We start from the raw sequence: 23878 nt of genomic DNA, 5'->3' as shown, positions 1-23878 counted from the left end.
CGTCCCCAGGTGCGCCCGCCGCCGGGCCGGTCCACAGGTGCGGGCGGTGGCGCCGCACCGGGCGGCGTGCGCGCGGCACCCTGGGCGGGTGCTCCCCGATCCGACGGCCCGGCCGGTGCGTCGTGCGGCTGCGCTGGCGGCGCGAGCCTGGCAGGACGTCGCACGGCTCGTCGTCCCGGTCGCGTGTGCCGGCTGCGGGCTGCCCGACGTGCCGTGGTGCGCCGCGTGCGCGCCGACGCTGCTCGGCGCGACGGTCCGCCGCGACCACGACGCGGGGCGGCTCGACCTCCTCGACGGCCGGACGCTGCTGCCCGTCTGGGCGCCCGCGCGGTACGCGGGGCCGGTGCGGCACGGGCTCTCGGCGTGGAAGGACGGGGGGCGCCAGGACCTCGACCGCCACGTGGCCGCCGCGGCGCGGCGTGCGGGCGCCGCCGTCGCCGAGCACGTGCGCCACCCCGGCGTCGCGGTCGTCGCGGTGCCGTCCACGGCGGCCGCCCGTCGGCGCCGTGGGCGTGCCCCCGTGGAGCTGCTCGCGGCCGCGGTGGCGGCCGGTCTGCGGGACGCGGGCGTGCCGGCGGACCGGCTCGTGGCGCTCGCGCGGTGCGCGGGCCCCGACCTCGCAGGGCTCTCGGCCCGTGCGCGGCGCACGGCGCTGGTGGGCGCCGTGCGCGTGCGGCGCCGGCGACGTGCCGCGGGGCTCCGGGTGGTCCTCGTCGACGACGTCCTGACGACCGGCGCGACGCTCGCGGCGTGCCACGCGGCGCTGGTCGGGGCCGGCGCCCAGGTGCTCGGCGCCGTCGCGCTCGCGGCCACGCCGGCACCCGGCGGCGGGGCCGGCACCGGGGTCGCCCGTCCGGACGAGCGAGTCCCGCGCCAGGACGTCCCCCGGGGGGTTAGCGTGGTGCCCTGGGAACGGACGCCGGGCATCTCGCCGCAGCAGTCGGGCGGGGACGCACGGCGGAGGAGGTGATGCCGCCCGCCCCCGTCGTGGGGCAGCAGACGTACGTCTCGTCCGGGCGGGCGCTGCCCGCCCCCGACCTCCCAGGAGGCCCACATGGAGATCGTGGTTGCCGGCCGGCACACCGAGGTGTCCCCGCGGTATCGCGCCCATCTCGAGAGCAAGCTCGCCAAGATCGAGCAGCTGGCCCCGCGCGCGCAGCGCGTCGACGTCCTCGTCTCGCACGAACCCAACCCGCGTCAGTCCGGAAGCAGCGAGAAGGTCGAGCTGACGGTGGTGGACAAGGGGCCGGTGATCCGGGCCGAGGCGTGCGCGGACGACGCGTACGCGGCCCTGGACGTCGCCCTGGGGCGGCTGCTCGAGCGGCTGCGGCGTGCGCGTGACCGGCGCAAGGACCACCGCAACCACACTCCGCTCACGCCCGTCGACGTGCGGCCGCCCGCGCCGCAGCCGCCGCCGCCCGACGAGCCCGGCGAGGACGGCGTCACCGAGACCGTGCTGGGCGACTCGCCGGTGCTCATCCGCGAGAAGCTGCACCGGGCCGAGCCGATGACGGTCGACGACGCGCTGTACGAGATGGAGCTCGTCGGCCACGACTTCTTCCTGTTCGTCGACGCCGAGACCGCTCAGCCGGCGGTCGCGTACCGCCGGCGAGGGTGGAGCTACGGCGTCATCAAGCTCGACACGCCCGTCGTGACCGGGGGGTCGAGCCGGGCTGTCGGCTGAACCGCCGGGGCGCGCGTCGCGCCCGGCCAGGACGCGCGGGGCGGTGGGCCGACGGGCCCACCGCCCCGCGGTGCGTCGTGCTGGTGGAACCCCAGTGCCGGGCGGCGCGGTCCGCCCGGCACCGGGAGCGTGGTCGGGCTGCGGTGTCGGTGCCGTGTGCCCTCGGGTGACGACCGTGGCCTGAGCACGGTGGTTCCGTCAAGACATGCGGGGAAGTTGCGGAAAACTGTCGCGAGGTTGGCCGGCCTGCTGAAGCGATTCGGAGCGGGAGCGCACGCGCGGCACGCCCGACGTGGTGCCGGGCAGGTCCCTGAACAGGGCCGCCGCGGTCTGCGGCCTCGCGGCGAGGCGAGCCGCGACATGCGCCAGGGCGCAGGCCGACCGAAACTTGCGGGCTCACCACGCGGCCCCTAGGGGCAGCGCGACGGGCGGAAACGGTTCGGCGGGTGGTCGCAGCGGACGTCGGGCAGCACGTTGCAGCTGCGGGGGCCCGGCACCGGTCACCGGCCGGGCGCCCCCGACCGGCGTCGCGCGACCCCCGTCCGTCGCGGACGGCGGCAGCAGCGAGGAGGTGCGCGGTGAGGTGGACGCGAAAGACGCGAGGTGCGGTGGCTCGGCACCGGCGCCGCACCGGCGCGCTCGCGCTCGCCACCGTGCTCGCGATCGGCGTGCCCGCCGCGCCGGGCTGGTCGGCGGTCGCGGGCCTCGACGACGCGGCGCGGCTGACCGGGCGCTCGTTCGGCACCGCGCTGCAGTCCGCGCGGCTGGGCGACCCGACGTACGTGGGGCTCGTGGAGCGCGAGTTCGGCTCGGTCACGCCCGAGAACGAGCTCACGCTCGACGCCCTGCAGCCCGTGCGTGGCCGCTTCACGTTCGACGCGGGCGACCGTGCGGTCGACTGGGCGCGCGCGCGTGGCACGCAGGTGCGCGGGCGCACGCTGCTGTGGCACGCCGGGCAACCGGGCTGGCTCGCAGGCCTGGCCGGCTCGGCACTGCGCGAGGCGATGCTCGAGCACGTCACGCGCGTGGTCGAGCACTACCGCGGCGAGGTCCACTCGTGGGACGTCGTGAGCGAGGCCTTCGTCGACGGCACCGGGGCGCGGCGCGCCTCGAACTTCCAGCGCACGGGCGACGACTGGATCGAGGCGGCCTTCCGAGCAGCGCGTGCGGCGGACCCGGGGGCGAGGCTCTGCTACAACGACTACCACACCGACGACCTGCGGCACGCGAAGACGCAGGCGGTGCTCGCCATGGTCGCGGACCTGCGGGCCCGGGGCGTCCCGATCGACTGCGTCGGGCTCGAGTCGCACTTCGGCCCGCACACGCCCGTCCCGGAGGACTACCGGGCCACGCTCGAGGCCTTCACGGCGCTCGGCGTGGAGGTGCAGATCACCGAGCTGGACGTCGAGGGGTCGGGCGACGTGCAGGCCGCGGACTACGCGCGGGTCGTGTCCGCATGCCTCGCGGTGCAGCGGTGCACCGGCATCACCGTCTGGGGCGTGCGGGACGTCGACTCCTGGCGCCCCGGCGGGACGCCGCTGCTGTTCGACCGCGCCGGCGCACCCAAGCCCGCCTACCACGCGGTGCTCGCCGTGCTGACTGCCGGCGTGCCGCCCGACCCGACGCCCGCGCCGTGCCCCGGGCCGGGCCCGTCCCGCGGGAGCAGGGGGACGGGCGCGCGGCCGCGCTGACGTGCGGCGCGCTCGCCGTCCGCCGGGTGTCGGAGGGCGCGGGCAGGATCGGCTCATGGTCGACACCCCTCGGCAGAGGCTGACCCGGTCGCAGGCGCGCCGCGCGGCGTTGCGCGCCGCAGGCCTGGACCGGCGCCGCCCCGTGCGCCCGGGACCCGGAGGCGCCCGGGAGCTGCAGCGCGTCGTCGACAGACTCGGCCTGCTGCAGGTCGACTCGGTCAACGTCCTGGCGCGTGCGCACCTCGTGCCCGTGTACTCGCGGAGCGGTGCGTGGGACGTGACCGCGCTCGACCGCGCGACGGGCAGGGCGCCGCGGCGGCTCGTCGAGACGTGGGCCCACGAGGCGTCCCTCGTCCCGCCGGCGACGTTCCGCGACCTCGCCTTCAAGCACGCGGCGAACCGGGCCCGGGTCGAGCGGCGGGGCGACTGCCTCGACGGCGTGCCCGTCGGGCGGTCCCCGCAGGTCGCGGCCGCGTGGGAGGTCGTCGAGCAGCACGGGCCCGTCACGGCGCGCGAGGCGCAGGAGCTGCTCGGGGGCCCGGCGCGTCGCACCGACGCGTGGGGCTGGTCGTGGACCGAGGCCAGGCACGCCCTGGAGTACCTCTTCTACGTCGGCGAGCTCACGACGGCGGGGCGGAACGCGCAGTTCGAGCGGCGCTTCGACCTGCCCGACCGGGCACTGCCCCGTGAGGTGCTCGCGGCGCCGCCCGCCGACGAGCGCACGGCGCGCCGCCGGCTGACCGAGATCGCGGCGCGGGCGCACGGCGTCGCCGGCCTGCGGTGCCTGGCCGACCACTGGCGGACCGGCGTCGAGCCGACCCGCACCGCCGTGGCCGAGCTCGTCGAGGACGGCGTGCTCGAGCCCGTGGAGGTCACGGGGTGGCGCGGTCCGCTGTACCGGCACCGGGACGCCGCGGTCCCGCGCCGTGCGCAGGGCCGCGCCCTGCTGAGCCCGTTCGACCCGCTCGTGTGGGAGCGCACGCGCACCGAGCAGCTCTTCGGACTGCGCTACCGCCTCGAGATCTACGTGCCCGCGGCGCAGCGCGTGTGGGGGTACTACGTGCTGCCGTTCCTGCTGGGGGAGCGGCTGGTCGCGCTCGTCGACCTCAAGGCGGACCGGCGCGGCGGTGTCCTGCGCGTGCACGCTGCGCACCGGGCCCCCGGGCCCGCGGGCGACCCCCTGACCGGTGCGCCGTCCGACGCCGAGGTCGCCCACGAGCTCGCCGCCGAGCTCGCAGAGGTCGCCGCGTGGCTCGGCCTCCAGGACGTCCTGGTCGGCGGGGACGCCGCGGGTGACCTCGCGCGCGCGCTCGCGGTCGAGGTCGTGCCGCCCGGAGCCTGAGCAGCGGCCACGTCGGTCCCGCGGCTCGCCTACGATGGTCGGGCCCGGCCGAGCGGTCGGGCGACACGCACCGCCCCGACGCCGCGAGCGGACGGGCGCCAACGACGTCGGGAGAGTTGCGTGACGGCGATCCTCGAGAAGGTCCTCCGGCTGGGCGAGGGGCGGATCCTCAAGAAGTTGTCCGGCATCGCTGCCCAGGTCAACGCCCTGGAGGACAGCTTCACCTCGTTGTCCGACGCCGAGCTGCGCGAGGAGACCGACCGGTTCAAGGCGCGCCTGGCCGACGGCGAGAAGCTCGACGACCTGCTGCCCGAGGCGTTCGCCGCGGTCCGCGAGGCGTCGCGCCGCACGCTCGGCCAGCGCCACTTCGACGTCCAGCTCATGGGTGGTGCGGCGCTGCATCTCGGCAACATCGCCGAGATGAAGACCGGTGAGGGCAAGACCCTGGTCGCCACCGCGCCCGCGTACCTCAACGCGCTGACCGGCAAGGGCGTGCACGTCGTCACGGTCAACGACTACCTCGCCGGGTACCAGGCCGACCTCATGGGGCGCGTGTACCGGTTCCTCGGCCTGACGACCGGCACGATCCTGTCGCAGCTGACACCCGCGCAGCGGCGCGAGCAGTACGCGGCCGACATCACCTACGGCACGAACAACGAGTTCGGCTTCGACTACCTGCGCGACAACATGGCGTGGAGCGTCGACGACCTCGTGCAGCGCGGCCACCACTTCGCGATCGTCGACGAGGTCGACTCGATCCTCATCGACGAGGCCCGTACGCCGCTGATCATCTCCGGTCCCGCGTCGGGCGACGCGAACCGGTGGTACGGCGAGTTCGCGAAGGTCGTGCGGCGCCTGCAGCCGGAGCGCGACTACGAGGTCGACGAGAAGAAGCGCACGGTGGGCGTGCTCGAGCCCGGTATCGCGCGCGTCGAGGACTACCTCGGCATCGACAACCTCTACGAGTCGCTCAACACGCCGCTCATCGGCTTCCTCAACAACGCCATCAAGGCCAAGGAGCTGTTCAAGCGCGACAAGGACTACGTCGTGATGAACGGCGAGGTCCTCATCGTCGACGAGCACACCGGACGCATCCTGCCCGGACGTCGGTACAACGAGGGCATGCACCAGGCCATCGAGGCCAAGGAGGGTGTGGCGATCAAGGCGGAGAACCAGACGCTCGCCACGATCACGCTGCAGAACTACTTCCGGCTCTACGACAAGCTCGCGGGCATGACCGGTACCGCCGAGACCGAGGCGGCCGAGTTCCAGGGCACCTACAAGCTCGGCGTCGTGCCGATCCCGACCAACCGGCCGATGCAGCGCATCGACCAGAAGGACCTCGTCTACAAGAGCGAGGAGGGCAAGTTCGACGCGGTCGTCGCGGACATCGTCGAGCGGCACGCCAAGGGCCAGCCGGTCCTCGTCGGCACCACGAGCGTCGAGAAGTCCGAGCTCCTGTCGTCCAAGCTCAAGAAGCAGGGCGTCCCGCACGAGGTGCTCAACGCCAAGCAGCACGCGCGTGAGGCGTCGATCGTCGCGCAGGCGGGCCGCAAGGGCGCCGTCACGGTCGCCACCAACATGGCCGGGCGCGGTACCGACATCATGCTCGGCGGCAACGCCGAGTTCATGGCGGTCGCGGAGATGGCCACGCGCGGGCTCGACCCCGCGGAGAACGCGGAGGAGTACGAGGCCGCCTGGCCCGACGTCCTCGAGAAGGCCAAGGAGGCCGTGGCTGCCGAGCACGAGGAGGTCACCGAGCTCGGTGGGCTGTACGTGCTGGGCACCGAGCGTCACGAGTCGCGCCGTATCGACAACCAGCTGCGCGGCCGCTCCGGCCGTCAGGGCGACCCGGGCGAGTCCCGGTTCTACCTGTCGATGCAGGACGACCTCATGCGCCTGTTCAACTCCGGGCTCGCGGAGTCGATGATGACGCGCGCCGGGTTCCCCGAGGACATGCCGCTGGAGTCCAAGATCGTCACGCGCGGCATCCAGTCGGCGCAGTCGCAGGTCGAGGCGCGCAACTTCGAGATCCGCAAGAACGTCCTGAAGTACGACGACGTGATGTCCCGCCAGCGCGAGGTCATCTACGAGCAGCGTCGCCGCGTGCTGCACGGCGAGGACCTGCAGGAGCAGGTCGCGCACTTCCGCTCCGACGTGCTGTCGGAGTACGTCGCGCTCGCGACGGCCGAGGGCCGCCCGGAGGACTGGGACCTCGACGCGCTGTGGACGGCGTTGCGCGGGGTCTACCCGATCTCCATCACGCCCGAGGAGGTCGTCGAGGCCGCGGGCAGCTCGACGCGGCTGTCGACCGACCTCATCACGCGGGAGGTCCTGTCGGACGCCGAGCACGCGTACGCGGAGCGCGAGGCGCACCTGGGCGAGGCGAACATGCGCCAGCTGGAGCGTCGCGTCGTGCTGTCGGTCCTGGACCGCAAGTGGCGCGAGCACCTGTACGAGATGGACTACCTCAAGGAGGGCATCGGCCTGCGCGCGATGGCGCAGCGTGACCCCCTCATCGAGTACCAGCGCGAGGGCTTCCAGCTGTTCACGGCGATGACGGACTCCATCAAGGAGGAGTCGGTCCAGTTCCTGTACAACCTCGAGGTGCAGGTCGCCGAACCGACGGACGCGCCTGCCGACGCCCCCGTCGTCGACGCCGACTCCGCAGCGCAGGCTGCGGCCACCGCGGGGGCCGGCGCGGCCGATCGCCCGGCGTCCGGCGGACTGCTCGCCAAGGGCCTCGACGGCCCGGCGCAGGAGACGCCGCTGCAGTACTCGGCTCCGTCGGTCGACGGGGACGGCGCGACCGTCACCCGCTCGGAGGGCTCGGGCGGCGCGGCGCGCGCGGCCAGCCCCGCGGCCGGTGGCGGGTCGAACCGCGCGGACCGCCGCAAGCAGGCCAAGCAGCGCAAGCGCTGACGCAGGTCGGCGACCCGCACGACGCCGCGGCCCCGTGACCACGTCACGGGGGCCGCGGCGTCGTGCGGTGAGGCTCAGCCGATCTCCAGCGTGGTGACGCGCCATGCGCCGCGGTGAGCCTCGAGCCGCAGCGCCACCGCCCGCACACGTACACCGTCGTCCACCACCAGGCAGACCTCGGCGGTGTGGCGGTCCACGGGGCACACCCGCACACGTCGTGCGGCGGGCCGGCGGGCGTGCGTCAGGACCCCCGCGCGGCGCACGAGGTCGGCGCTCTCCTGCAGCGAGTCCAGCACGTGCGGTGCGACCCACCGCGCGAGCTGCGCCGCGGGACGCCGGCCCAGGACGACCTCCACGCACGCGAGCCCCACCCCGTGCGCGAACCTGCCGGCGTCGGTGACGGGGGCGGCGCCGCGCTCGTCGTCGCGATCCTCGCCACCGACGACGTGCCACCCGTCGGGCGCCGAGGAGCGCCGCGCGCGGACGCGCAGCAGGGGCGGGGTCGCGGGGGCCGGGGCCGGGACGGCACGCAGCGGGGTGGGCGCCGGGACGAGGCGCAGCCGCGGACGTGGCTCCGGTGCTCGTGCGCGCTCGTCGTCCGCGACGGGCGCGGTCTCCGGGACCGCGGCGAGGTGCCGGACGCCACCGGCCGGAGGGTCGGGGACGACCTCGAGCCGGGCGACCGTGTCCTCGACGACCGAGGCGTCGACCTCGTCGTCCTGGGGGAGCGTGGTCATCGCGCGCTCCCGTCCGCCGTCGGGACCACCAGCACCTGGCCGGGGAGCAGCACGTCGGGGTCGGGGCCGATCGTCGAGGCGTTGGCGGCGTACCAGCGGGGCCACTCCGCGGCGATCTGCGCATCGGTCGCCCCGGGGCCGAGCGAACGTGCCGCCAGTCCCCACAGGCTGTCACCGGCACGCACCTCCACGGTGCCGACCGGTGCGTCGGCCGTCGGCGGTGGCGCCGTCTCGGGTGGGGGTACGGGGGCGGAGACGGGGACCGTCGCCGCCCCAGCGACGGCGGGCGCGACCGCGGCCGGGGCACTGGTCGTCGGTGCGGCGGTACCGACGGTGGTCCGGTCGTCGGGCGTCGGCGCCGGCGCACCGAGGGCGGCGGCCGGCTCGACGTCCGGCGTCGGTGTCGCTGTCGGGGTGGCTGCCGAGCTCGCTGTCGGTGTCACGCCGGGTGCTGCGTCGACGTGCAGGGGGTCGCCCTGCGTCGGCGCCCAGCCGAGGTCCACGATGACGGACGCGGCAGGTGAAGGAGCGTCGAGCGTCGTCGCGTGCGCGCCGGCCGCACCGGTCAGCCCGACCCCGGCTGCGACGGCGACCGCCAGCGCACGTCGCACGAGGCCGGGGGCCCAGCGCTGCACGGCGCTCTCGCCGGCGCGCCACGCGCCGCCCGTCGCGCGCACCGCCGCGCACAGTCCCGCGACGAGCGCCGAGACGCCCGCCCACGTCGCGGCGAGCACTCCGGCGGTGACGACGAGCGGCCCGACCACGTCCTCGACCCGCCACAGCCGGGTCGACGCGACGTGGTCCGCGAGCCACAGACCGAGTGCTCCGGCGACGACGAGGGCGATCGCACCCGCCACGACGAGACCGGCGGCGGCGGCGACGGGACGCGGTGAGCGCGGCGGGCGGGGCGGCGGCAGGTCGGTCACGATGCTCCTCGATGATGCAGTTGGATGTTGTTTGATGACGACGGGTGCACCTAGGTGTAGTCGAGCGTGGCCGGTATGTCCAGTAGTGTCCGTTCAGTGAGTGGCGAGGGCTACGCGGTGATACCTCCGACGCCCGGTCGTCGGTGGGAGCACCTGTTCGCCGACATTGAGGCGCAGCTGGCCGCCGGGCGAGCCGACGAGGCCCGGTGGGACGTCGCCGAGCTGACGCGCGCCGAGCGGGCGCGGGTCAACCTCGCCGACCGGCTCCGGGGGGCGGTCGGCGCTCGTGTGCGCGTCGTGGTGGCCCCCGAGGAGCCGTTCGCCGGCGTCGTGTCCGAGGCCGCCGCGCAGTGGGTGCTGCTCGACCTCGGCGGCGGGCGCCGCGCGGTGGTGCCGACCCGGGCGATCCGCACCGTCGAGGGCCTGGGCCCGAGGGTCGCCCCTCCCGCAGGGCGCCTGGAGTCTGCGCTCGGGCTCGGGCACGTGCTGCGCGCCCTCGCGCGCGACAGGGTCGTGGTCTGCGTGCGCACCGACGTCGGCGTCGTCACCGGGCGGCTCGACCGGGTGGGGGCCGACCACGTGGACGTCACCCCCGAGGCGCCCGCGGGGCGCACCGTCAGCGTGCCGTTCCACGCCCTGCTCGCGGTGGTGTCGCGATGACGCCCCGCGCCGGACGCGGTCGCGTCGGCAGGGTCGACGACGGCTCAGACGGTGCCGTCGGAGACCGCGCCCTGCGCGTTGCGCGCGCGTGTCTCCGCGTACATGCGCTCGATGTACCGCTCGAGCTCGCTCGCCTCGACGCGCCACTGCATCCGCCCGCCGATCTGGATCGCCGGCAGGTCGCCGGAGCGGACGAGCGCGTACGCCTGGGGCGCCGAGATGTTGAGGATCTCGGACACGTCGGCGAGCGTCAGGAACCTCGGTGCCATGGCTGCAGTCTTCCACGGCACGTCGCGCCGGTGCGGTTGTCCACAGGTCGACGCGCACCCGCCGCACGGACCACCGTCGCACGCCACACTCGTCCCGTCGGGGGAGACCTCGCCGGGTCGCGGCAGCGCCGCCGGCGGTCACGACCTCCCGCCCGCCGTCCTCGTCGACCAGGAGCCTTCTCGTGGACACCACCGTGCTCGACCTGCCCGCCCCGACGGCGGCGCGCCTGCGCCGCCCCGGGTGGCGCGACCCCCGCCTGCTCGTCGGGATCGCCCTGATCGCGTCGTCCGTCGTGCTGGGGAGCTGGGCGGTGACGACGGCCCAGCGCACCGTGCCGGTCTACGTCGCGCGCGACGTGCTCGTCCCGGGAGCGGCGCTCTCGTCCGCGGCGCTCGTCGTGGCCGACGTCCGGCTCGCGGACCGCGTCGACGGCTACCTGCGCGCCGACGAGCCGCTGCCCGACGGTGCGGTGCTGCTGCGCACGGTCGGGGCGGGTGAGCTCGTGCCGGTCGCAGCCGTGGGCGACGCGACGGACCTCGACGTCCGGGCGGTCCCCGTCGCGCTGTCCGGCCCGGCGCCGAGCGGCCTGCAGGCGGGCTCGAGGGTCGACCTGTGGTTCACGCCCGAGCCCCCGACCGAAGGCGCCACCGAGCCGGGCGGGGACGCGGTACCGCGGGAGCTGGCCGCGGGCCTGACGGTGGCCGAGCTCAGCAGCCCCGACGGCGCGTTCGCGAGCGGTGGGGCACGCACGGCGCACGTGCTGGTCCCGGTCGACGACCTGCCCACCGTGCTCGGCGCGCTCGCCGGCCGCGGCACGGTGGATCTCGTCCCGGTGCCGGGGGCCTGAGGTGGGTGTCGGGGTGCTGTGCGCGGTCCAGGGGGCCGCGGAGTCCGCGATCGTGGAGGCCGTCGAGGGTTCGGGCGGGCGGCTGTCCGTGACGCGGCGGTGCGCGGATCTGACCGAGCTGCTCGCGGCGGCGGAGGCGGGCCTGGGCGGACTCGCGGTGGTCTCCGGTGACCTCGACCGGCTCGACCGTGAGGCCGTGGCGGTGCTGCACCGCTGCGGCGTACGCGTGATGGGCCTCGGCGACCCGGCGCGGCCCTGGCTGGCCGAGCGGCTGACCGCGCACGGGGCGGACCTCGTCGTCGACGTGACGGGCGACGGTGACGTGCCTGACGTCGTGCGCGAGGCGCTCGCCGTGCTCGGGGACGGCCCGGCACAGCCGGCCGCGGCCCCGGCGCCCGTGGTGCCGACGCGCCGGGGCGCGACCGTCGCGGTCTGGGGGCCCACGGGCGCGCCGGGCCGCACGTTCGTGGCGGTCAACCTCGCCGCGGAGCTCGCGGCGCTCGAGCGCTCGACGCTCCTGGTCGACGCCGACACGTACGGCGGTGTGGTGGCGCAGGTGCTGGGCGTGCTGGACGAGGCCCCCGGCGTCGCGGCCGCTGCGCGTGCCGCCGGGCAGGGTGCTCTCGACCTGACGACGCTCGCACGCCTCGCACCCGTCGTGCTGCCCGAGCTGCGGCTGCTGTCGGGGATCTCGCGCGCGGACCGGTGGCCCGAGCTGCCCGGGAGCTCGCTCGAGCTCGTGCTCTCGCGCGCCCGGGAGCTCGCCGACATCACGGTGGTCGACACCGGGTTCTGCCTCGAGCAGGACGAGATGCTCAGCTATGACACGCGCGCACCCGCCCGGAACGCCGCCACGCTCGTCGCGCTGGAGCAGGCGGATCTCGTCGTCGTGGTCGGCGCCGCCGACCCGGTGGGGGTCCAGCGCCTCGTGCGGGCGCTGGCCGACGCATCGGACCGGGGCCTGGCGCACGCACGCCGCGTCGTCGTCAACCGGGTGCGGCCGACGGTGGCGGGCGCGCGGCCGGGGGAGGCCGTGGCGGCGGCGCTCGCCCGCTACGCCGGCGTCGAGGACGTCCTCCTGGTGCCCGAGGACCGCGCGGCCGTGGACGCCGCGATGCTCGACGGGCGGGCCCTGCGGGAGGTCGCGCCGGGCTCGCCCGCGCGACGCAGCCTGGCCGCGCTGGCGGCGGAGGTCGCGGCGGGTGTGGCCGCCGGCGCGCCGACGGCGCGCGTGCCGGTGGGCTGAGCGGACCTCGCGGGGGGCAGACTGGCCCGGTGCGCGTCTACCTGCCCGTGACCCTGGCCGAGCTCCAGCACGTGTCTCCCGTCGTCCTCACACCGCGGGTCGGTCACGCGGTGACACCGGCGCTCCGGGAGCTCTGGCCCGACGAGGACGACGAGGGGTGGGAGTACGCGGCGCAGTCCGCCGCGGCCGACGGCTCGCTGCTGCTGCTCGCCGCGGACCCCACGGCGCCGGCGCTGCGGGTGGTCGTCGCGGCGGACGTGCCCGACGCGTCCGTGCGCCTGCTCGACGACGCGCCGGTGGCCTCGGCCGTCGAGGTCTCCTGCGAGGTGGGCACGAGCCGCATGGCGAGCGTGCACGTCGACGAGCCCGCCGCGGCGGGCGACGTGGCGGCGGCGGCCGGCGGCGACGAGGCGGCGATCGAGCGTCTCGACGAGCGCGACCTGCTCTGGTACGACGTGACGGAGATCGGTGAGATCCCCACGCGCTGAGCCAGGGCCCTCCGCGTCGTCGGGGCGGTGCCGGGACGTGACCCGTGCCACCGGGTACCGGTTGGACCCGGGCCCCTCGGCTCAGGTAATGTTCACGGCCGGTACGGGTCCCCCGGACGCGTACCGCTGGAGTTGTGCCCTGACCCACGGTCAGTCACAGCCCTTGGGGTATGGTGTAATTGGCAGCACGACTGATTCTGGTTCAGTTAGTCTAGGTTCGAGTCCTGGTACCCCAGCGTCGTCGCCCGAGCTTCGGTCCGGGTGGCTTCTCGGATGCGTCCGCCCTGGTGGCGGTCCTGTCGGAGCCGCGAGATTTCGACTCTCGGCGAACGTCAGGTACAGTATCCACTCGGCAAGCGGCCCACGGGTCGTGAGCAAGGCCCCCGTTGTGTAGCGGCCTAGCACGCCGCCCTCTCACGGCGGTAGCGCCGGTTCGAATCCGGTCGGGGGTACGTTGAAGGCCCGGTCACCTCAGGTGACCGGGCCTTCGTCGTCCACCGGTCCGGCGCGGCGTCCCGGCGTCGTCCCCCTGCGGTGCCCACTCTCGTCGCCCCCCTCCGTCGCCCGGGCCGACCGCGCCCGGCGACGCGTCGGGAGCGGCCGACGTCGGCCGGGCGCGACGGAGCCCGGGCGGCCGACGTGCGGCGCCCGGGCCCCGAGGACGTGCCCCTCGGGGTCAGTCGGCCGTGCGGCGCAGGACCTCGGTGAGGCGGTTCGCGGCGGAGACCACGGCCGCGGCGTGCAGCCGACCCGGCTGGCGTGAGAGGCGCTCGAGCGGCCCCGACACCGACACGGCGGCGACGACCCGTCCGGAGGGCCCACGCACCGGCGCCGAGACCGACGCCACGCCGACCTCGCGCTCCGACACGGACTGGGCCCAGCCGCGGCGGCGGACGCCGGACAGGATCGTCGCCGTGAACTTCGCGCCCTGCAGGCCGCGGTGCAGCCGGTCGGGCTCCTCCCAGGCGAGGAGCACCTGGGCAGCGGACCCCGCCTGCATCGTCAGGGTCGCTCCGACCGGGATCGAGTCCCGCAGCCCGATGGGTCGCTCGGCCGCGGCGACGCAGATGCGCTGGTCGCCCTGCCGGCGGTAGAGCTGTGCGCTCTCGCCGGTGTGGTCGCGCAGCAGCGTCAGCACCGGCCCGGCCGCGGCGAGCAGACGGTCCTCTCCGGCGGCCGTGGCGAGCTCGGACAGGCGCGGTCCGAGGACGAACCTGCCCTGCAGGTCGCGCGCCACGAGACGATGGTGCTCGAGCGCAACGGCGAGGCGATGGGCCGTCGGGCGGGCAAGATGGGTGGCGGCGACCAGCTGTGCGAGGGTCGCGGGTCCGGCCTCCAGGGCGCTCAGCACCGACGCGGCCTTGTCCAGGACGCCGACTCCGCTAGAGTTGTCCATAGGTCGATATTGGCGTCTCGCAGGCTGAGATGCAAGCCGAGGGAAAACGAGACCCTCGGCACACGGCCCTGGACTCGACGACCCGGGAGCCCTCGCCCGGACGGAAGGAACGACGAACATGGCCGGCACGCTGGCGGAGAAGGTCTGGGAGGCGCACGTCGTGCGCCGTGGCACGGACGGTGCGCCCGACCTGCTGTACATCGACCTGCACCTGGTGCACGAGGTCACGAGCCCGCAGGCGTTCGAGGGGCTCCGCCTCGCCGGCCGTCAGGTCCGTCGCCCCGACCTCACGCTCGCGACCGAGGACCACAACACCCCCACGCTCGACATCGACCGTCCGATCGCCGACGCGACGAGCCGGACGCAGATCGAGACGCTGCGCAACAACGCCGCGGAGTTCGGTGTCCGCATCCACTCGCTGGGCGACGCCGACCAGGGGATCGTCCACCAGGTCGGGCCCCAGCTCGGGCTCACCCAGCCCGGCCTGACGGTCGTCTGCGGCGACTCGCACACCTCGACGCACGGCGCGTTCGGTGCGCTCGCGTTCGGCATCGGCACCAGCGAGGTCGAGCACGTGCTCGCGACCCAGACGCTCCCGCTGGCGCCGTTCAAGACGATGGCGATCACCGTCAACGGCCAGCTGCCGATCGGTGCGAGCGCCAAGGACATCATCCTCGCGATCATCGCCAGGATCGGGACCGGCGGCGGCCAGGGCTACGTCCTGGAGTACCGCGGCGAGGCGATCCGCAACCTCTCGATGGAGGGGCGGATGACGATCTGCAACATGTCGATCGAGGCCGGTGCGCGCGCGGGCATGATCGCCCCCGACGAGACGACGTTCGAGTACCTGAAGGGTCGCCCGCACGCGCCCGAGGGTGCCGACTGGGACGCGGCCGTCGAGTACTGGCGGACGCTGCGCACCGACGACGACGCGGTGTTCGACGCCGAGGTCGTCCTCGAGGCGGCCGACCTCGAGCCGTTCGTCACGTGGGGCACCAACCCCGGCCAGGGCCTGCCGCTGTCGGGCAACGTGCCGGTGCCGGAGGAGATCGCCGACGCCAACGAACGCGTCGCCGCCGAGCGTGCCATCGAGTACATGGGCCTGACGCCGGGGCAGCCGCTGCGCGACATCAAGGTCGACACGGTCTTCATCGGCTCCTGCACCAACGGCCGCATCGAGGACCTGCGGGCCGTCGCCAAGCTCGTCAAGGGCCGCAAGAAGGCCGACGACGTGCGCGTCCTGGTCGTGCCGGCGTCCGCGCGCGTGCGCCTGCAGGCCGAGGCCGAGGGCCTGGACCAGATCTTCCTCGACTTCGGCGCGGAGTGGCGCAACGCCGGCTGCTCGATGTGCCTGGGCATGAACCCGGACCAGCTCGCGCCGCAGGAGCGCTCGGCGTCCACGTCCAACCGCAACTTCGAGGGCCGCCAGGGCAAGGGCGGGCGCACGCACCTCGTGTCGCCGCTCGTCGCCGCCGCGACGGCCATCCGCGGCACGCTCTCGTCGGTCGCCGACCTCGGCGCCGACGTGCCCGTCCCCGACGGCAGCCCGCTCAGCCCCGACGACGCGCTGCAGACCGTCTGACGCCCCCCGAGAAGCAGGCAGGAAACCCTCATGGAGAAGTTCACCCAGCACACCGGGGTCGGCGTCCCGCTGCGTCGCAGCAACGTCGACACCGACCAGATCATCCCCGCCGTGTACCTCAAGCGGGTCACGCGCACGGGCTTCGAGGACGCGCTGTTCGCGGCGTGGCGCGGCGACCCGGAGTTCGTCCTCAACCAGGACGCGTACCGCGCCGGTTCGGTGCTCGTCGCCGGCCCGGACTTCGGCACGGGCTCGTCGCGCGAGCACGCGGTGTGGGCGCTGAAGGACTACGGCTTCCGCGTCGTCATCTCGGCGCGTTTCGCCGACATCTTCCGCGGCAACTCCGGCAAGCAGGGTCTGCTCGCCGCGCAGGTCGCCCAGGAGGACGTCGAGCTGCTGTGGAAGATCCTCGAGACGCGGCCGGGCACCGAGGTGACCGTCGACCTCGAGTCGCGCACCGTGACCTGCGACGACGTCGTCGTGCCCTTCCAGGTCGACGACTACACGCGCTGGCGCCTCATCGAGGGTCTGGACGACATCGGGCTGACGCTGCAGCACGCGGACGAGATCACGGCCTTCGAGCAGCGCCGCGAGTCCTGGCGTCCCGCCACGCTGCCGGCGAAGCACCTGCCGCCGGTGCCGGTGCGTCCGGCGCGTCCGGTCGTGTCGCTCGATCTCGGCCCCACGCGCGCAGGCTGAGTCTCTCGTCGAGCCCCTGACCTGCGAGGTCGTCCGGGCGGGTCCGCGGTCCAGGCCGCGGGCCCGCCCGCTCGTGTTGTGAGGGTTCTGCGACGACGGCGGATTCCGGGCCGCGGATGACGTGCGCACGCGCCGCGGTGAGGGACGATGTGTGCATGAGCGACCTGCTGTACGTCGACGGTGGCAACCCGCTGCGGGGAGAGATCACCGTCCGGGGGGCCAAGAACTTCGTCTCCAAGGCGATGGTCGCGGCACTGCTCGGCGAGACGCCGAGCGAGCTGCGCAACGTCCCGGCGATCCGCGACGTGGCCGTGGTGTCCGGCCTGCTGCGCCTGCACGGCGTGAAGGTCGAGATCGACGACGACGCGGGGACGATCAGCCTCGACCCGACGGACGTCGAGTCCGCGCACGTCGCGGACATCGACGCGCACGCCGGCTCGAGCCGCATCCCGATCCTGTTCTGCGGCCCGCTGCTGCACCGTCTCGGGGAGGCGTTCATCCCCGACCTCGGCGGCTGCCGCATCGGGGACCGGCCGATCAACTACCACCTCGACATCCTGCGGCAGTTCGGCGCCGTGGTGGACAAGACCGAGAACGGCATCCGCATCCGTGCGCCGCACCGCCTGCAGGGCACCAAGATCGCCCTGCCGTACCCGAGCGTCGGGGCCACCGAGCAGCTCCTGCTGACGGCCGTGCGCGCGGAGGGCATCACCGAGCTGTCCAACGCGGCCATCGAGCCCGAGATCATGGACCTCATCAACGTCCTGCAGAAGATGGGCGCCATCATCTCGGTCGCCACCGACCGTGTCATCCGCATCGAGGGCGTCGAGCGCCTGGTCGGGTTCCAGCACACGGCGCTGGCCGACCGCATCGAGGCGGCCTCGTGGGCGTCGGCGGCGCTGGCGACCGGCGGCGACGTGTACGTGCGCGGCGCGACGCAGCCGGAGATGACGACGTTCCTCAACACCTTCCGCAAGGTCGGCGGTGAGTTCACGATCGACGACCACGGCATCCGGTTCTTCCACCCAGGCGGCGACCTGCGCTCGATCCAGCTCGAGACGGACGTGCACCCCGGCTTCATGACCGACTGGCAGCAGCCGCTCGTCGTCGCGCTCACGCAGGCCCGCGGCCTGTCGATCGTGCACGAGACGGTGTACGAGAACCGCTTCGGGTTCGTCGAGGCGCTCCTGGGCATGGGCGCGACCATCCAGGTCTACAAGGAGTGCCTGGGTGGTCGGCCGTGCCGGTTCGGGCAGCGCAACTTCTACCACTCGGCCGTCATCTCCGGACCGACCCCGCTGTCGGCCGCCGAGATCGAGGTGCCGGACCTGCGCGGAGGGTTCAGCCACCTCATCGCGGCGCTCGCGGCCAAGGGCACGTCGGCGGTGCGGGGCATCAGCCTCATCGACCGCGGGTACGAGCGTTTCACCGACAAGCTCGAGGCGCTCGGCGCGCAGTTCAGCCGCGCGGACGACGCCCGTCGCTGACGGACGTCGTCGTCTCCACGGCTACCATCGGTTCCCGTGCCGTCGCCCGCCCGCTCCAACCTCGCCTACCGCAACGTCGCACGGATCGTGCGCACGTTCCTGTTCGCGACCACCCGTCCCGACTGGCACGGTGCCGAGCACCTGCCCTCCGAGGGCGGCTTCATCGCCGTCGCGAACCACCTCACGGAGGTGGACCCGCTGACCTTCGCGCACTACCTGTGGGACCACGGCCACGTGCCGCGCGTGCTGGCCAAGTCGTCGCTGTTCCGGGTGCCCGTGGTGGGGCGCGTGCTGCGCGCGACCGGGCAGATCCCGGTGCACCGCGACACGGCCGCCGCGGGGGACTCGCTGCGGTCGGCCGTCGCGGCCGTGGGCGCGGGGGAGTGCGTCGCCGTCTTCCCCGAGGGCACCCTGACGCGTGACCCCGACCTGTGGCCGATGGTGGGCCGCACGGGTGTGGCGCGGCTCGCGCTCACGACGCGCGCGCCCGTCGTGCCCGTCGCGCAGTGGGGCATGCAGGACCTGCTCGGTCGCTACGCGAAGGTGCTCAAGCCGTTCCCGCGCAAGAAGGTCACGGTCGTCGCGGGCCCGCCGGTCGACCTGTCGGACCTGTACGACCGGCCGCACGACACAGCGACGCTGCGCGAGGCCACCGAGCGGGTCATGACGGCGATCACCGAGCTCCTCGAGCAGGTGCGCGGCGAGCAGGCGCCCGCGGAGCGCTTCGACATGCGTCGGCGGCGCACGACGGGTGACGCGGCGTGACCGCCGACCCGACGGCGCCGGCGGAGGCGCTGCGCGCGACCGTGCTCGGCTCCGGCAGCTGGGGCACGACCTTCGCCGCGGTGCTGGCCGACGCGGGCTGCGCGGTGACGGTGTGGGGCCGTGACGCGGCGACCGTCGACGAGATCGCCCGCGAGGGCCGCAACTCCCGCTACCTGCCCGGCATCGACCTGCCCGCGGGTGTCACGGCGACCCTCGACGCCCACACCGCGGTCGCGGGCGCCGACGTCGTGGCGGTCGCCGTGCCGTCCCAGCGCGCGCGTGACGTGCTCGTGCCCCTCGCGGACGCGGTGCCGCCGCACGCGGTCGTCGTCTCGCTCATGAAGGGCGTCGAGCTCGACACCGACCAGCGCATGAGCGAGGTCGTGGCCCAGAGCCTGGGCGTCGACGCGAGCCGCGTCGCGGTGCTCTCCGGGCCGAACCTCGCGCGCGAGATCGCGCTGCGGCAGCCCACGGCCACGGTCGTGGCGTCGACGAGCGACACGACGGCCCGTCTCGTGGCGCGCGCCTGCGCGTCGTCGTACTTCCGCCCGTACACCAACCCCGACGTCGTCGGCGTGGAGCTGTGCGGTGCCGTGAAGAACGTCATCGCACTGGCCGTCGGCATCTCGCAGGGCCGGGGCATGGGCTACAACACGATGGCGACGGTGATCACGCGCGGGCTGGTGGAGATCACGCGGCTCGGGCTCGCGCTGGGTGCCGACGCCGAGACGTTCCCCGGGCTGGCCGGGATGGGCGACCTCATGGCGACCTGCGCGTCGCCCGACTCGCGCAACCACACGCTGGGTGTGCACATCGGCCGTGGCATGGGCCTCGACGAGGCGGTCGTGGCGACCGGGGGGACGGCCGAGGGCGTGAAGTCCTGCCGCTCGGTCCTGGCGCTCGCGACGTCCCTGGGTGTCGAGATGCCCATCACGTCCGCGGTCGTGCAGGTGCTGCACGAGGGGCTGCCGGTCGACCGCCTCGCCGGTCTGCTGCTGGCGCGCCCCCACAAGGCCGAGGGCGTCTGACGCCCCGCACCTCGTGCAGGGTGCCGGCGCAGCAGCCGCGCCTCGCCGCCGCCCGCCGTCAGGCCCGCGCGCCGCGCGCAGCCGTCAGCGCGCGTTCGAGGTCCGCCCACAGGTCCTCGACGTCCTCGATGCCGACCGACAGGCGCACGAGGTCCTCGGGGACCGTCAGCGACTCGGTGGCGAACCGGCGGCGACGCTCGAGGGTCGACTCGACCCCGCCGAGGCTCGTCGCGGGCACCCACAGCTCCACTGCTGCCACGAGCGCGTCCGCACCGGTGGCCCCGCCCGCGGGCCGCAGACCGAGGACGGCGCCGAACCCGTCCATCTGTGCGGCTGCTCGTGCGTGCCCGGGGTCCGCGGGCAGGCCGGGGTAGCGGACCTCGACGACGTCGGGGTGACCGGCGAGGCGCCGCGCGATCTCCCCGGCGTTGGCCTGTGCCCGCTCGACGCGCAGCGCCAGCGTGCGCAGCCCGCGCAGCGCCAGCCACACCTCGAACGGCCCGGCGATCGCGCCGTGCGTCGTGCGGTGGGCCACGAGGCGCGCGTGCAGGGCGGGGTCGTCCGTGACGGTCGCCCCCAGCACGACGTCGGAGTGGCCCGCCAGGTACTTCGTGACGGAGTGCAGGACGACGTCGGCGCCGTGCGCGAGGGGCCGCTGCACCAGCGGCGTGGCGAACGTGCTGTCGACGACCACCAGCGCGCCGACCTCGTGGGCGGCGGCGACGAGCGCCGGCACGTCGGCGACCTCGAGCATCGGGTTGGTGGGGGACTCCAGCCAGAGCGCCGCAGCGGGCTCGTCGCTCCCGTGCACCGCGGCGACCACGGCGTCGGTGTCGGCGACGTCGACGGGCTCGACGCGCAGCAGGCCACGCTCGGCCTGCTCGCGCAGGAGTACGAGCGTGACCTGGTAGGCGTGCCGTGGGACGACCACGCGCCCGCCGACGGGCACGAGGGCGAGGGCCGCGTCGATCGCTGCCATGCCGGACGCGAAGACCGTGGCCGGCGGCCCGTCGGCACGCAGCCCCGCGGCGGCGTGGTCGGTGCGCTCCAGGGCGGCCAGCGCCTCCTCGAACGGCTCCCACGCGGGCGTCCCGATACGGCCGTAGAGGTGCTCGCCGGCCCCGGGCGTGCCCTGCGAGACGAACGTCGACGTGAGGACGACGGGCGGGTTGAGGCTGCCGCCGGGCGTGCGCGCCGGGCGCCCGGCGCTGACCGCGAGCGTGCGCGGGGACACGCCGGCCGGGTGCGGGGCCGGCCGGCCGGAGGAGGCGGGTGCAGGGGTCGTCACCCGAGGCAGGCTACGCCGGAGGTCCGGGCGGTGGCCGCTGCGACCGTGTACCGGGCGGGAGGGTAGGGTCTGTGCGCGATGGACGCCACGAGGACCCCCCCGACCGACGACGGCGCACCCCCCGGCGACGGGACCCCCCCGGGGCGTCGCCCCCGGGTCATGGTGCTGTTCGGGGGTCGCTCCGGTGAGCACGCGATCAGCTGTGCGACGGCCGGCGGTGTGCTGCGCGCGATCGACCGAGACCGCTACGACGTCGTGGCCGTCGGCATCACGTCGGACGGCCGGTGGGTGCTCGCGGACGACGACGCGGACCACTGGGCGATCCGCGACGGGCGCCTGCCGCGCGTCGAGGACACCGCGACGCACGTCCTGCTCCCGCAGGGCACGACGGACCGCGAGGTCCAGGTGCTGCGCGACGGCGTCCTCGGTGCCCCGCTGGGCGCGGTCGACGTCGTGTTCCCGCTGCTCCACGGGCCTTTCGGTGAGGACGGCACGCTGCAGGGCATGCTCGAGCTCGCCGACGTGCGCTACGTCGGCTCGGGTGTGCTGGCCTCCGCGGTCGGCATGGACAAGCACATGATGAAGCTCGTCCTCGCGGGCTCCGGGCTCGCGGTGGGACCGTTCCGTGTGCTGCCGCCGGGGCGCGAGCCGGACGCGGCGACGCTCGACGCCGTGGTCGCCGACCTCGGCCTGCCGCTGTTCGTCAAGCCGGCCCGCGCAGGCTCGAGCCTCGGCATCTCGCGCGTCGACGACAAGGCGGACCTCGCGGACGCGATCGCCGCCGCCCGCGTCCACGACCCGAAGGTCATCGTCGAGGCCGCGCTGTTCGGCCGCGAGGTCGAGTGCGGTGTGCTCGGTGGCCGCTCCGGAGCGCCCCCGCGCGCGTCGCTCCCGGGGGAGATCGTCGTGACCGACGCCCGCCACAGCTTCTACGACTTCGAGGCGAAGTACCTCGACGAGGCGGGCGTCACGCTCTCCTGCCCCGCGGACCTCCCGGACGACGTCGTCGCGCGCGTGCAGGACGTCGCCGTGCGCGCGTTCGAGGCGGTCGGGTGCGAGGGCCTCGCGCGTGTCGACGTGTTCGTCACGCCCGACGGCGAGGTCGTCGTCAACGAGATCAACACCATGCCCGGGTTCACGCCGTACTCGATGTACCCACGGATGTGGGCGGTCTCGGGCCTCGACTACGCGTCGCTCGTCGACGAGCTCGTGGGTCTGGCGCTCGAGCGGCCGACCGGCCTGCGCTGAGCGCCCGGACTCACAGGCAGGACCGCTCCTGCTCGGTGAGCGCGACGGCCGGCCCCAGCAGGTCGACGAACGACGTCGAGCGCGACGCGGCGACGGCCTGCGGGACGACGAGCTCGACCGCGGGCACGCGCCCGTACGTGGTGAACGTCCAGTCCCCGAGGTCCTCGAGCACCACCCAGTCGATGGTCGGACCCTGGGGGGTGCTGACGGACTGGCAGCGGTCGGTCGTCGGACCGAGGGGCTCGACGCCGCAACGCAGCACCACCGCCGCGCGCGGGTCGCCCCACGCGGCGCTCGCCTGGGCGTCGGTGTCGACGCGGTCGAGCCCCTCGCCGAGGGAGGTGGGCAGCGCGAGCACGACGGACGCGCACACGGGGTCGGTCGCGTACGGCGCGACGGTGACGGGGACGGTGGCCGCGCACCCGGACGCCAGCAGCACGGTGCCGACGAGGGCGACGGCGGTAGCACGGCGGAGCACGCCGCCACGGTACCCGGCGGGCGGCGGGGCCCGCGCACCTCGTGGCACGCCCGGTGCGGGGTCGCGGACCGTCTAGCGTGGGCGGGTGCCCGTCGCGAACCCCGTCGTCACCGACCTGTCCGAGCAGGAGCTGCTCGCACGTATCTTCCCCCTCCTGCCCGTCGGCTCCCGGACGCTGCTGCCGCCCGGTGACGACGCGGCGGTGGTGACCGCCGCGGACGGCCGCTACGTCGTCACGTGCGACGTGCTGGTCGAGGACGTGCACTTCCGCACGTCGTGGTCGACGGGGCACGACGTGGGGCGCCGGGCCGCCGCGCAGAACCTCGCGGACGTCGCCGCCATGGGCGCGCGCCCGGTGGCGCTCGTCGTCGCGCTCGTCGTGCCGGGTGCGACGCCGGTGGCGTGGGTGGAGGGGCTCGCGCGCGGGCTGGGGGACGCCTGCCGTCCGCTGGACGCGGGCGTCGTGGGTGGGGACCTGTCGTCGGGTCCCGTGCTCGTGGTGTCCGTGACGGCCCACGGTGACCTCGAGGGGAGGCCGCCGGTGCGGCGGGACGGCGCCCGCGCCGGTGACGTCGTCGCGCACGCGGGGCGTCGGGGCTGGTCGGCCGCAGGGCTCGAGCTGCTGCTCGCCGGCGCACCCGACGTCGACCCCGGTCTGGTCGCCGCCCACCGGGTGCCGGACCCGCCGCTCGAGGCCGGTCCCGCAGCGGCGCGTGCGGGGGCGACGTCGATGCTGGACGTGTCCGACGGCCTGCTGCGCGACGCGACGCGCCTCGCGCACGCGAGCGGGGTGACGATCGACCTCGACGAGCCGCTGGACGTGCTCGCCGACGACGCGGCGCGTCTGGCGGCGGCTGCCGACGTGCTGGGCGCGGACGTCACGACGTGGCTGCTCACGGGCGGGGAGGACCACGGCCTGCTGGCCACGTTCCCGCCGGACGTGCCGCTGCCCGACCTGTTCCGCCGCGTCGGCACGGTGACGCAGGCCTCGTCCGAGCCGGTGCGCGTCGCAGGAGGCCCGCCGTGCGTCGCGTCGACCGGGTGGGACCACTTCCGGCCGCGCGGCTGAGCGGCCCGCGCGGAGCCGGGAGGCG

General features: G+C 75.0%; 22 protein-coding genes and 2 tRNA genes. 18 read left to right on the top strand and 6 right to left on the bottom strand.

Annotation, left to right across the window (positions count from 1 at the left end; translation table 11 throughout):
* Positions 1–88: 88 nt before the first annotated feature.
* From CFLA_RS11785 to secA, 5 genes are all read left to right on the top strand, one after another.
* Positions 89–970 (top strand): ComF family protein, encoded by an 882-nt coding sequence (locus tag CFLA_RS11785; protein ID WP_245530240.1) that lies wholly within the window; start codon positions 89–91, stop codon positions 968–970.
* Between the two features lie 84 nt (positions 971–1054).
* Positions 1055–1684 (top strand): ribosome hibernation-promoting factor, HPF/YfiA family, encoded by a 630-nt coding sequence (gene hpf / locus CFLA_RS11780; RefSeq protein ID WP_013117552.1) that lies wholly within the window; start codon positions 1055–1057, stop codon positions 1682–1684.
* A 608-nt stretch (positions 1685–2292) separates the two neighbouring features.
* Positions 2293–3375: a glycoside hydrolase family 10 protein gene (locus tag CFLA_RS11775; protein ID WP_222836752.1), complete on the top strand. Its 1083-nt coding sequence runs from the start codon at positions 2293–2295 to the stop codon at positions 3373–3375.
* Between the two features lie 55 nt (positions 3376–3430).
* Positions 3431–4717, top strand: a complete 1287-nt coding sequence (locus tag CFLA_RS11770) for a winged helix-turn-helix domain-containing protein (protein ID WP_013117550.1) — start codon at positions 3431–3433, stop codon at positions 4715–4717.
* Positions 4718–4837: 120 nt separating this feature from the next.
* Positions 4838–7639, top strand: coding sequence for a preprotein translocase subunit SecA (secA, locus tag CFLA_RS11765; protein ID WP_013117549.1), 2802 nt, complete (start codon positions 4838–4840; stop codon positions 7637–7639).
* A 74-nt stretch (positions 7640–7713) separates the two neighbouring features.
* Here secA and CFLA_RS19065 read toward each other — a convergent pair whose 3' ends face one another.
* On the bottom strand, positions 7714–8376 hold the full coding sequence (locus CFLA_RS19065) for an Rv3235 family protein (protein ID WP_013117548.1): 663 nt from the start codon (positions 8374–8376) through the stop codon (positions 7714–7716).
* Positions 8373–9302, bottom strand: a complete 930-nt coding sequence (locus CFLA_RS20485) for a LysM peptidoglycan-binding domain-containing protein (protein ID WP_013117547.1) — start codon at positions 9300–9302, stop codon at positions 8373–8375. The genes CFLA_RS19065 and CFLA_RS20485 overlap by 4 nt, the downstream gene beginning before the upstream one ends.
* 96 nt (positions 9303–9398) lie before the next feature.
* Between CFLA_RS20485 and CFLA_RS11750 the strand changes: the two genes are divergently transcribed.
* Positions 9399–9962, top strand: coding sequence for a hypothetical protein (locus CFLA_RS11750; RefSeq protein ID WP_245530239.1), 564 nt, complete (start codon positions 9399–9401; stop codon positions 9960–9962).
* A gap of 44 nt (positions 9963–10006) precedes the next feature.
* Here CFLA_RS11750 and CFLA_RS11745 read toward each other — a convergent pair whose 3' ends face one another.
* Positions 10007–10231 carry a helix-turn-helix domain-containing protein gene (locus CFLA_RS11745; RefSeq protein WP_013117545.1) on the bottom strand — a complete coding sequence of 75 codons (225 nt, stop codon included), beginning with the start codon at positions 10229–10231 and terminating at the stop codon, positions 10007–10009.
* Positions 10232–10413: 182 nt separating this feature from the next.
* On the opposite strand from CFLA_RS11745, the gene CFLA_RS11740 reads away from it, so the two are divergent.
* The 5 genes from CFLA_RS11740 (at position 10414) to CFLA_RS11720 (ending at position 13265) form a co-directional block, all read left to right on the top strand.
* Positions 10414–11079, top strand: a complete 666-nt coding sequence (locus tag CFLA_RS11740; RefSeq protein ID WP_013117544.1) for a CpaB family protein — start codon at positions 10414–10416, stop codon at positions 11077–11079.
* Between the two features lies 1 nt (position 11080).
* Positions 11081–12325, top strand: a complete 1245-nt coding sequence (locus CFLA_RS11735; protein WP_043599014.1) for a CpaE/TadZ family protein — start codon at positions 11081–11083, stop codon at positions 12323–12325.
* Between the two features lie 29 nt (positions 12326–12354).
* Positions 12355–12813, top strand: a complete 459-nt coding sequence (locus CFLA_RS11730) for a DUF6912 family protein (protein ID WP_013117542.1) — start codon at positions 12355–12357, stop codon at positions 12811–12813.
* Positions 12814–12977: 164 nt separating this feature from the next.
* Positions 12978–13049 (top strand) — tRNA-Gln (locus CFLA_RS11725).
* Between the two features lie 143 nt (positions 13050–13192).
* A tRNA-Glu gene (locus CFLA_RS11720) sits at positions 13193–13265 on the top strand.
* A gap of 224 nt (positions 13266–13489) precedes the next feature.
* Here CFLA_RS11720 and CFLA_RS11715 read toward each other — a convergent pair.
* Complete coding sequence (locus CFLA_RS11715; RefSeq protein ID WP_013117541.1) at positions 13490–14209, bottom strand: IclR family transcriptional regulator; 720 nt, start codon at positions 14207–14209, stop codon at positions 13490–13492.
* A 118-nt stretch (positions 14210–14327) separates the two neighbouring features.
* On the opposite strand from CFLA_RS11715, the gene leuC reads away from it, so the two are divergent.
* The 5 genes from leuC to CFLA_RS11690 all read left to right on the top strand — a co-directional run bounded on the left by leuC (position 14328) and on the right by CFLA_RS11690 (position 19770).
* Entirely contained in the window at positions 14328–15791 is a 1464-nt protein-coding gene (gene leuC, locus CFLA_RS11710) for a 3-isopropylmalate dehydratase large subunit (RefSeq protein ID WP_013117540.1), read from the top strand.
* A gap of 30 nt (positions 15792–15821) precedes the next feature.
* Positions 15822–16490, top strand: coding sequence for a 3-isopropylmalate dehydratase small subunit (leuD, locus tag CFLA_RS11705; protein ID WP_013117539.1), 669 nt, complete (start codon positions 15822–15824; stop codon positions 16488–16490).
* A gap of 155 nt (positions 16491–16645) precedes the next feature.
* Positions 16646–17977 carry a UDP-N-acetylglucosamine 1-carboxyvinyltransferase gene (gene murA / locus CFLA_RS11700; RefSeq protein WP_013117538.1) on the top strand — a complete coding sequence of 444 codons (1332 nt, stop codon included), beginning with the start codon at positions 16646–16648 and terminating at the stop codon, positions 17975–17977.
* Positions 17978–18013: 36 nt separating this feature from the next.
* Positions 18014–18742, top strand: coding sequence for a lysophospholipid acyltransferase family protein (locus tag CFLA_RS11695; protein ID WP_013117537.1), 729 nt, complete (start codon positions 18014–18016; stop codon positions 18740–18742).
* Positions 18739–19770: an NAD(P)H-dependent glycerol-3-phosphate dehydrogenase gene (locus CFLA_RS11690; RefSeq protein WP_013117536.1), complete on the top strand. Its 1032-nt coding sequence runs from the start codon at positions 18739–18741 to the stop codon at positions 19768–19770. Before CFLA_RS11695 ends, CFLA_RS11690 begins: the two co-directional genes overlap by 4 nt.
* Before the next feature lie 58 nt (positions 19771–19828).
* Here the strand turns inward: CFLA_RS11690 and CFLA_RS11685 are convergent, their stop codons facing one another.
* On the bottom strand, positions 19829–21058 hold the full coding sequence (locus CFLA_RS11685) for a trans-sulfuration enzyme family protein (protein ID WP_052302716.1): 1230 nt from the start codon (positions 21056–21058) through the stop codon (positions 19829–19831).
* Positions 21059–21136: 78 nt separating this feature from the next.
* Between CFLA_RS11685 and CFLA_RS11680 the strand changes: the two genes are divergently transcribed.
* The gene (locus CFLA_RS11680) at positions 21137–22306 is read left to right on the top strand and encodes a D-alanine--D-alanine ligase family protein (protein ID WP_013117534.1); all 1170 of its coding nucleotides are present in this window, start codon (positions 21137–21139) and stop codon (positions 22304–22306) included.
* A 10-nt stretch (positions 22307–22316) separates the two neighbouring features.
* Here the strand turns inward: CFLA_RS11680 and CFLA_RS11675 are convergent, their stop codons facing one another.
* A complete protein-coding gene (locus tag CFLA_RS11675) occupies positions 22317–22784 on the bottom strand; it encodes a DUF3515 family protein (RefSeq protein WP_013117533.1) in 468 nt (155 codons plus the stop codon).
* An 85-nt stretch (positions 22785–22869) separates the two neighbouring features.
* On the opposite strand from CFLA_RS11675, the gene CFLA_RS11670 reads away from it, so the two are divergent.
* On the top strand, positions 22870–23853 hold the full coding sequence (locus CFLA_RS11670) for a thiamine-phosphate kinase (protein WP_013117532.1): 984 nt from the start codon (positions 22870–22872) through the stop codon (positions 23851–23853).
* Positions 23854–23878 lie beyond the last annotated feature (25 nt).

The organism is Cellulomonas flavigena DSM 20109 (assembly GCF_000092865.1).
GTDB classification, from domain to species: Bacteria; Actinomycetota; Actinomycetes; order Actinomycetales; family Cellulomonadaceae; genus Cellulomonas; species Cellulomonas flavigena.
The sequence above is the reverse complement of the archived record's forward strand: the minus strand, read 5'-3'. Positions and strand labels throughout refer to the sequence as shown.